6 protein-coding genes are annotated in these 9,111 nt (G+C 67.0%); all 6 read right to left on the reverse strand.

Annotated elements, in window-relative coordinates; genetic code table 11:
• Nucleotides 1–102: 102 nt before the first annotated feature.
• Nucleotides 103–2,022, reverse strand: a complete 1,920-nt coding sequence (locus CBW50_RS22020; protein WP_086147525.1) for an acyl-CoA synthetase — start codon at nucleotides 2,020–2,022, stop codon at nucleotides 103–105.
• Nucleotides 2,023–2,032: 10 nt separating this feature from the next.
• Nucleotides 2,033–5,500 (reverse strand): indolepyruvate ferredoxin oxidoreductase family protein, encoded by a 3,468-nt coding sequence (locus CBW50_RS22025; RefSeq protein WP_086147526.1) that lies wholly within the window; start codon nucleotides 5,498–5,500, stop codon nucleotides 2,033–2,035.
• 46 nt (nucleotides 5,501–5,546) lie between these two features.
• The gene (locus tag CBW50_RS22030; protein WP_086147527.1) at nucleotides 5,547–6,815 is read right to left on the reverse strand and encodes an OmpP1/FadL family transporter; all 1,269 of its coding nucleotides are present in this window, start codon (nucleotides 6,813–6,815) and stop codon (nucleotides 5,547–5,549) included.
• Nucleotides 6,816–6,873: 58 nt separating this feature from the next.
• Nucleotides 6,874–7,845 carry a fumarylacetoacetate hydrolase family protein gene (locus CBW50_RS22035; protein ID WP_086147528.1) on the reverse strand — a complete coding sequence of 324 codons (972 nt, stop codon included), beginning with the start codon at nucleotides 7,843–7,845 and terminating at the stop codon, nucleotides 6,874–6,876.
• Nucleotides 7,842–8,438: a VOC family protein gene (locus tag CBW50_RS22040; protein WP_086147529.1), complete on the reverse strand. Its 597-nt coding sequence runs from the start codon at nucleotides 8,436–8,438 to the stop codon at nucleotides 7,842–7,844. Before CBW50_RS22040 ends, CBW50_RS22035 begins: the two co-directional genes overlap by 4 nt.
• A gap of 31 nt (nucleotides 8,439–8,469) precedes the next feature.
• Nucleotides 8,470–9,111 (reverse strand): hypothetical protein (locus CBW50_RS29495; RefSeq protein WP_172404855.1); only part of this gene is annotated, 642 nt, incomplete at its 5' end.

The following is a 9,111-nucleotide window of genomic DNA, read 5'->3' on the forward strand; positions in this document are numbered from 1 at the left end:
TCGCAGCCCTTGCGGTCGCGTAACCCAAAGCACCGGTAGCGATTCAGTCATATATGCTTTACAAGTTCAACCTGCCTTGAGCTTCCCGCCAAAAAAAGCGTTCTAGAGCACCCGCACCCTGTGCTGGAAGGTGTAGCGCGCCAGCGCGGCCTGGAATGCCGTCGTGTCGCCCGCGGCGCTCCATTCGATGACAGTGCCGTGCCGCTCATCGGGACGCGCTTCCAGCGTCAGCAGCTCGAGCTGCAAGGCGCTGGCCTCCGCCTGCACGACGGACAGGATTTCGCGCCGCAGCAAGTCGGGCTTGAAGATTTTCCCCACCGTCGTGGTCGGCAATGCAGCCACGATATGGATGGCCTTCGGCAGCGCGGCCCGTTCCGGTATGTGTTCGATGGCAAATTGCTGCAGTTGCTCCGGCGTGGCCGTCGCTCCCGGATGCAGCTGGACATACGCGACGGGCAGCTCGCCCGCATAGGCATCGGGCCGCCCCACGGCAGCGGCCAGCGCCACCGCCGGATGGCGGCATAGCGGCTCTTCGATCCACTTCGGATCGATATTGTGGCCGCCGCGGATGATCAATTCCTTGGTCCGGCCCGCAAGCCAGACATGGCCGTCCGCCTCCATGCGGCCCAGGTCGCCCGTATTGAACCAGTCCTGCTGCCTGCCCTCCCCGTCCGGGCAGGCTACCCAGATGCCCCGGTTGTGCACGGGGTCGAGATAGCCCTTGAACAGATTCGGCCCCCGGATCAGCAAGGCGCCTATCTCGTCCGCTTGCGCCTCGCGCATATAGGCGCCGTGCGCATCGAGAATGGCGATGCGCACGCCTTGCCACGGCAGGCGCAAGCCGATCGAGCCATAGCGGTAATCGCCGCCCGGGATGTTCAGGGTCGAGACGCAGCCGCCTTCCGTCAAGCCGTAGCCTTCGCCGATGCGGATGCCGAAGGTGTCCATGAAGCGCTTGAACAGCTCCTGCGGCATGGGCGCCGCGCCGCAGATGCCGAGCTTGACGCAGGACAGGTCCAGTCCCGCGCTGGGCGCCTGCAGCAGCGCCGCATAGATCGTCGGCACGCCCGAAAACGCCACCACCCGGTGATGCGCGACGATTTCCCAGAACAGGGAAATGAGCTGCGGCGCGCGGTAGCCTTGTGGCGTGGCCAGCAGTACATGGCCGCCATGGCTCCAGCTCGACAAGCCCGTCACCAGCTGCGCATTCACGTGAAACAGGGGCAAGCCGCAAAACATGGTGTCGCCCGGGCGCATCAGCGCATCGCCGATCACGGCCGTCACCTGCAGCGCATTGGCCACTTCCGTCAGATGCGTGCGCACGGCGATCTTTGGCATGCCGGTCGTGCCGCCCGTGCAAAAATAGGAAGCGACATCGTCCAGTGCCGGCGCGGCGAAATCGAGCTGCTGCGCGCTTTCGCGCATCAGCAGGCTGTGGAAATCGTGCACGGGCAAGTCGACCTGCAGCGGCGCGGCCTCGCCGGCCCCCTGCGCCGCCGTCCCATAGTGCTCGGTCGACACGGCCACGATGGCTTGCAGGCTGGCGATGCCGGCAACGGCTTGCGCCACCTTGTCCCACAGCTCCTGGCCGCTGGCGGGCGCCACGGTGACCACCAGCCGCGGCTGCGCGGCTTGCAGCAATTGCCCGATGGTGGCGGCTTCCAGCATGGGATTGATCGCCATCACGATGCCGGCCGCTTCGCCACCCCAGATCGTCCAGTGCGTTTCCGGCAGGTTCGGCAGGATGAAGGCGACCAGTTCGCCCCGCTCCAGGCCCAGCTTGCGGAACATGTTCGCCGCGCGCGTGATCTGTCCCAGATTCTCGGCATGGCTCCAGACATGGGCTCGCGCATAGTCTTGTGCGCGCATGAAAAAGGACAGCGCCGGCGCATCTGGCGCGCGCGCCGCACCGCGCCGCAGCAAGTCGTAGGTGCTGGCGACGCCATCGAGCGGCAAATCGCTGGCCGCCTCAAGGGCCAGCAAATCGCCGATGCTGGCGAGGGAAGTCAGGGAAGTTGGCATATTGAGTCCGTTACAAGGTAGGCTGAACAGCTGTCAGCGGGGAGCATACCGCAATGCCGGCGCGCCTGGCCAGCGCGGCGTCGGCCATGCGCGCGCGCACGTGGCCGTAGCCGCGTATGCCCTCGGGCCAGGAAGCCAGTTCCAGCATCTGCCCGCCGCTATCCTTCCCTTGCGCGATGCGCGCCAGGTCGTCTTCATAGAGGCTGCGGATGCGCCGGTTCAAGGCCGCTTCCGCGCCGCGCGCAAACGGGTCGAGCTTCCCGCCGCGCAGGAAACGCAGGCTGGCCAGCAGGCGGAAGGCCGGCAACACCCAGGCGCCCACGGCCGTCTTGCGCACCTGTCCCGTGGCCGCATCGGTCTTGCCGAACGGCCCGCCCGCCAGGTGGAAGCGGATCTGGAAGTCGCCCTCGAAGCTGCCGGCCAGCGACTGGCGGAACTCCTTGCGGCTATACAATCGCGCTACCTCGAATTCGTCCTTGACGGCCAGCACGCGGAAATATTGCGTGGCGACCTGGCGCAGGATCTTTTCCGACACCGCTTCCTGGCCCAGCGCCGCGCGCAAGCCCTGCATCCGCTCGCGGTAGAGCGCGGCCAGCTCCGCATCCTGGTACACCTGCAATCTGGCGCAACGGTCTTCGATCAGTGCCGGCAAGCTGGGTTGCTGCGCCCGCGCGAAATGCACTTGCTGGGCCGGCAGCACCTGCCGCTGCACGGCGGCCGGGTCGTGGATCAGCCAGCGGCCCACGTCGAACGCGCGCAAGTTGGCCTTGACGGCCACGCCGTTCAGCTCTATCGCCCGGCGCATCGCGTCCAGCTTCACGGGCAGCAAGCCCTGTTGCCAGGCGCAGCCCAGCAACAGCATGTTCGACAGGATGGCATCGCCCAGCAGCGCTTGCGCCAGCGCCGAGGCGTCAACGAAACGGGCGCGCTCGCCCAGCACACTGCGCATGCCTTGCGCCAGGCTGTCCGCATCGGCAGACCAGTCGGGCTGGCGCGTAAAATCGCTGGTCGGCACCACTTCCGTATTCACGATGGCCCTGGCCAGGCCAGGGCGCAGGCACGACATGGCCTCGGCGCCGGCCGCCACGATCAGGTCGCAGCCCAGCAGCACATCGGCTTCGTGCTCGCCAATGCGCGCCGCATGCAGCTCGCCGGCGGTGGGCGCCAGGCGGATGTGCGACGCCACCGCGCCGTATTTCTGCGAAATGCCCGTCAAGTCCAGCGAACTGCCCGCCTTGCCATCGAGGTGCGCCGCCATCGTCAGCACGGCGCCGATGGTCACCACGCCCGTGCCGCCGATGCCCGCGACGAGCAGCGATACGGGCTCGAAGCGGTCTGCGACGGCGGGGCTGGGCAACGGCGGAATCGTCAGCGCCGCTGCGCCGCCCGCCTTGCGCAAGGTCGCGCCGTGCAAGGTGACGAAACTGGGGCAAAAGCCCTGCACGCACGACAGATCCTTGTTGCACGACGATTGGTTGATCTTGCGCTTGCGCCCCAGCGGCGTATCCAGCGGTTCGATCGCCAGGCAGCCCGACTGTTCGCCGCAGTCGCCGCAGCCTTCGCACACTTCCGGGTCGATATAGGTGCGCACCTGCGGATCGGGCAGCTGGCCGCGCTTGCGCAGGCGGCGCTTTTCCGTCGCGCAGGCCTGGTCGTAGATCAGCACGGACAGGCCGGGATAGGCGCGCAACTCCTGCTGCACGCGCTCCATCGCCGCGCGGTCCCAGATGGGCACGTTCAGCGCCTGGCGGCGCTGCGCGTACGCGGCCACGTCGTCCGTGACGATGACGATCTTGCGCACGCCCTCGGCCTGCAGCTGTGCCACCGCCTTGTCGACGCTGATGTCGCCATCGATGGGCTGGCCTCCCGTCATCGAGACAAAGCCGTTGAACAGCAATTTGTAGGTCATCCGCAAATTGGCCGCCACGGCCTGGCGGATGGCCAGGTAGCCGGAGTGGAAGTAGGTGCCGTCGCCCATGTTGGCAAACACGTGTTCCTCGTCCGTGAACGGCGCCTGCCCCATCCACATCACGCCTTCGCCGCCCATGTGCGATACCGTATTGGTTTTCAACGGGTCGTTCAGCATGGCGATGGTATGGCAGCCGATGCCCGCCAGCGCCCGGCTTTCCTGCGGCAGCCGGGTCGAAATGTTGTGCGGACAGCCGGCGCAGAAACTCGGCTTGCGCAGCGGTACGGCGCCGGCCGGCGCCTGGCAGGCGGGCGCGCTCCCGGCCGCCACGGCCATCTCCAGCAGTTTCGCGATGGCGGCGCCGATCTGCCCCGTGTTGAGCTCATAGCAGATGGGCAGCTCCGGCCGTCCCCGCAAGCTCGACCATTCCGGCGCGCCGTCGAATTTGCCCCGCACCACGGGCGGCGGCGACAGGCGCGCGTCGAACAGGATCGATTTGAGCTGGGCTTCGAGCAGCGGACGCTTTTCCTCGACCACCAGTATCGTTTCCAGCCCCTGCGCAAAGTCGCGCACGATCTGGTCTTCCAGCGGCCACACCATGCCGATCTTCAGCAGGCGCAGGCGCTGCCCGACCGGTCCGTCCGCGGTGACGCCCAGGCGCGTGAGCGCCTGCATGGTATCGGCATACGACTTGCCGGCCGTAATGATGCCCACGCGCGCCTGCGGCGCCGGCCACACGAGCTGGTTCAGGCCGGCCATCCGGGCAAACGCCACGGCAGCCGGCAGCTTGTGCACATACAGCCGCTCTTCCGCCGCTGGCGCCATTTCGAACTTGCGGATGTGCAGGGAAGTGCACGGTGTGGCCGCAGCCGGCGTGGGCTGGGGCAGCGGCGCCAGCTGGCCCACCGTCACTTCCGCCGCCGACTCCACCACATCGGTCACCAGCTTGATGCCCACCCAGCAGCCCGTCTGCCGCGACATCTCGATACCGCGCAGGCTGAAATCGAGAATATCCTGCACATTCGCCGGGTACAGCACGGGAATGCCGGCCGCGATCAGCGCAAAGTCCGACTGGTGCGCCGTGGTGGACGACTTCGCGCTATGGTCATCGCCCGCCAGCACCAGCACGCCGCCCAGCGGCGAGGTGCCGGCAAGGTTGCCATGCTTGAGCGGATCGCCGGCGCGGTCCACGCCGGGACTCTTGCCATACCAGATGCCGAACACGCCATCGACCCGGGCGCCGGGAAAACTGCCGACGAACTGGCTGCCCCAGACAGCCGTGGCGGCCAGATCCTCATTCACGCCGGGCTGGAAGTGAACTTGCGCCGCCTTCAGGACGGGCGCAACGCGCCACAGCTCCATGTCGAAGCGGCCCAGCGGCGAGCCGCGGTAGCCGGAAATGAAGCCGGCCGTATTCTTGCCCTGGGCGGCGTCGAGGCGGCGCTGGTCCAGCGCGATGCGCACCAGCGCCTGGTTGCCGGTCAGATAGACTTGGCCCTTTTCCAGCAGGAAGCGGTCATCGAGGGACGTGGGCTGGGCCTCGGCTTGTGGTGTGATGCGAGCGTTCATGGGATCCGGATTTTCAAAGTGGTCAATGGGTGGTCAAGAGAGATAGTCAATAGTCATGGCTGTATTGCAGGCCGATGATCTGCTGGCGCGTGCCGATGCTTTCCCGCCCGGACGAGCCCATGGCGGCGGCCAGCGCGGAGGGGCCGCTGCGCGTTTCCTGCGGCGCATACAGGTAATACGCGGACCACTGCGCGCCGCCGCCCGCATAGCCGGCACCCAGCGTGTAATGGCGGCGGAACGTGGATGGCGAATTGATGTTGGCCGAAGTGCTGGCGCTGGCAAATGCGGCCGTGTTGTACGACAGGCCCGCCGACAGGTGCAGGCGCGGCGTGGCCTGGTAGCGCACGCCGCCCTTGTAGACATTCATGTTTTCCCAGCCATTGCCGGCACCGCCCGCGCTGCCGAACGGATTGCCGCCATCGAAGGGCCGGTTCGCCAGCGCCGCCACGCCCTTGTAATTGATGCGCTGGTAGTCGGCCAGCAGCGACAGCTGCGGCGTGGCCGCCAGGGACAGGCCGATCAGATAGTTTTCCGGCACGTCGAAGCGGCCCGCATCGGCCAGCAAGCCCCGGTATTTGCCGAACTCGCTCATGCGCACGCGAGGCGACCAGGAAGCGCCCAAGCCCAGCTGCTCGCTGGCGCGCCAGTAGGCACCCAGGCGCAGCCCCAGTCCGTGGGCCGTCGCCGTGCCCTGGTTGCTGACCCGCCCCGGCGACTGCGAGGAAGCGGCCAGCATCTGCACCCCTTCCGCCTTGAACAGCTGCCCCACGAGCAGCAGCGAGGCGCCCAGCGACACGTCGGGCGCCACCTTCATCGACACGCTGGGCGCGACGATCAGCTGGCGGATGCTGACGCCCGTCCTGCCCGCGCCGCACATGGCATTGCCCAGCGTGCCGGGACAGGCCGTCGTCGAGTCCGGCAAGAAGGTCGAGGCACCATTCGCATAGGCGACCACGCTGACCGACATGGCGGGACTGATCAGGGTGCCGTAGGCGAATTCGCCCACCGGTTCGAAAGCCCGTTCACTGTCCGTGTACGTGTCGAGCAGGGGCGCGGCGGCGGTGCTGCGCGACATGCGCGTCCTGCCCTGGATGATGGCCATGCCAGCTTCCAGGCGTTCGCCGGCCCCGTCGATCCATATGGTGGTGGCAGGATTGCTGGCGCCGCCCAGCACTTCGCGCGTGACGGCCGCCGACGCGCCGCCGACGCCGCGCGCTTCGGCGCCATAACCGACCTGGAAGAAGCCATTGTCCGCCTGGGCCAGGATGTGCGCGAGCGCGCCGGCCATCGCGATGGCCAGATGTTTCGTTTGCATGCAAGTCTCCGTTATTTATAATTTTTGGATAACACTCTTCCTGAAACGCCTGCGCCAACTACCCTCCTTCCTGTTTGCCGATGATGTTCGCGAGCGAGCCCAGCCCGTCGATGGCCACCTCGACCCGGTCGCCGGCCGCCAGGAAGCGCCATTGCTCGATGCCCGCGCAATTGGGCACGCAGCCCGTGGCCAGCAATTCGCCCGCCTGCAAGGTCTCGTTCCATGACGCGTACTCGACGATGCGTTCTATCCTGTGGCTCATCGCGGCCGTCGTGCCGCTGCCCCGCAATTCGCCGTTTACGCTGACCGTCACCTGCAGCGCGTGCGGGTCGGCGATGTCATTGCGCGTCACCAGCCAGGCGCCCAGGCTGTTGCTGCCATCGAAGTCCTTGCCCTTGGCCGGTCCCGCGCTGGGGCGTGAACCCATCTCTTTCATCAGTTGTGAGCGTTCGGAAAAGTCGTTGAAGATCAGGTAGCCGAACACATGCCGCATCGCCTGGCCGGCCGGAATATTCTTGCCGCCACGGCCGATGACCACGCCCAGTTCCGCCTCGTAGTCGAGCATGGGGCCGGACGATGGCGGCGCGATCGTGTCGCCCGGACCCGACAGATTCAGGCGCACGCCCTTGTAGTAGGCGGGCGCCGCATAAAACGACGGCGGAATCTTGAACAGCGCGCGCAGCAGCAAGGACGCCAGCGGATTCTTCTTGCGCTTGAGTATCTGGCCGAAGGCGTTCTTCAAATGCTGGGCGTAAACGCTGAAACAGCGGATTTGCGGCGGCTGCAAGGGCAGCTCCAGCGTGACGGCATGCACCGCGTGGATGTGCGCGCTGACGGATGCGTCAAGCAGGCGCCCCAGGCTGGCCTGAATCGCGGGCAAGGTGGCCGCCTCGTGTTCGATGATGGCCAGCAGGCTGGCGAAGCGCGCATCGGACGCATGCAGGGCCGTGATGTCGAGCAGGCGGCCCCCGTCGAGCGCCACGCCCGCATGGCGCTCGATGCCAGGCGCGGAAAAACTGCACAGCCTCATGGCAGCGTGACGAAACGCCGGCTGACGACATTGCCCGCGCCGAGCAAGACCCGGTCGGCATCGCCCTGGCGGTGCCGCTCCAGCAGGTAGTCGGGGTCGAACTCCACGCCGATGGCGTTCTTTTCAAACGCCCCCGAGTGAAACCACACGTCGAGTTCTTCCTGGCTGGAGAAGTTATCCACCTGCAGCTCCACCTGCACGCCGTCCGGGTCGCGGAAATACATCGACGTCGTCGGCCCGTGGTTGATGCACCAGACGGGCGTGATGTCGATCTTCTTCAGGCGCTCGTAGGTGTGCAACAGGTCGTCGAGCGAGGCGTAGGTGAACGCCACATGGTCGAGCCCCGTGCTTTCGCGCCGCTTCGAGCTGAAATTGGCCGTATTGATCAGGGCCAGGCGGTGGTGTTCCTCGTCATACGACAGGAAGCACAGCAGCTCGTTGCGGAACATGATCCGCGCGCCCAGCACGATGCCCCACCAGTCGATGGTTTCCTCGAAATGGCGCGAGGCCAGCACGATGTGCGCGAGCTTGGCCGGCTGGCGCGCCTGCGGGTCGGAACAGGGAATCGGGAATTGCTGCATGGTATGGCTCATGGTGTCTCCTTGGTGGGGTCTGTCCTGCGCATCAGGATTGGTAGTTATTGTGGGAAAACAGGGTGGCAAAGACGTCCGCCAGCGCTTGCGCGGGCGCGGCGCAGCGATGGCGGCTACGCCACACCACCACGCCGTCGCCGCGCACCAGCAGCGCGCCGTCCGGCGCCATTTCCAGCGCCTGCGCGAAGGCTGGCGCGGCGAGGCGGAACTGGGCCGCGTCGCTGTCGTCGATGCAGGGACAGGCGATGCGTATGCCCCATTGCGCATTGACGGCATCGAGTGCGGCCAGCCATGCAGCCCGTTGCGACGCCTGCACCAGCAGGGTCAGCGGATGCTGGCGCGCCAGGTCGCGCGTGGAAAGGTCGCTGCCGCGCTGTCCGCTCCACGCGTGGGGAATCAGGCCGCCGGGGCTGGTGGTAGGCCAGTACTCGGTATGTGCGTTCGGCGAACGGGGATGCGGATGCGGCTCGCGGCAGACAAAACCGCGGGACAGGGCGTGGCCCAGGTCCATGCCCAGCGTGACGAACACTTCGCGCTGCCTGTCGATGGTGCGCCGCACGCGGGTGCGCAGCACGGCGCCGTCGCCCGACGCCTCGGCCAGCCTGGCCAGCGGTTTCAGGCCGCCCGCCAGCAGGCCGCCGACCAGCTTGCGCGCCAGCGCGCGCGGCAGCAG

The sequence above is a fragment of the Janthinobacterium sp. GW458P genome, from assembly GCF_002127585.1.
Lineage (GTDB): Bacteria > Pseudomonadota > Gammaproteobacteria > Burkholderiales > Burkholderiaceae_D > Janthinobacterium.

What these genes read in the sequence shown, in the direction of transcription:
- CBW50_RS22025 (WP_086147526.1), bottom strand. Translation starts at nt 5,500, where the DNA reads ATGAACGCTCGCATCACACCACAAGCCGAGGCCCAGCCCACGTCCCTC.
- CBW50_RS22035 (WP_086147528.1), bottom strand. Translation starts at nt 7,845, where the DNA reads ATGAGGCTGTGCAGTTTTTCCGCGCCTGGCATCGAGCGCCATGCGGGC.
- CBW50_RS22020 (WP_086147525.1), bottom strand. Translation starts at nt 2,022, where the DNA reads ATGCCAACTTCCCTGACTTCCCTCGCCAGCATCGGCGATTTGCTGGCC.
- CBW50_RS22040 (WP_086147529.1), bottom strand. Translation starts at nt 8,438, where the DNA reads ATGAGCCATACCATGCAGCAATTCCCGATTCCCTGTTCCGACCCGCAG.
- CBW50_RS22030 (WP_086147527.1), bottom strand. Translation starts at nt 6,815, where the DNA reads ATGCAAACGAAACATCTGGCCATCGCGATGGCCGGCGCGCTCGCGCAC.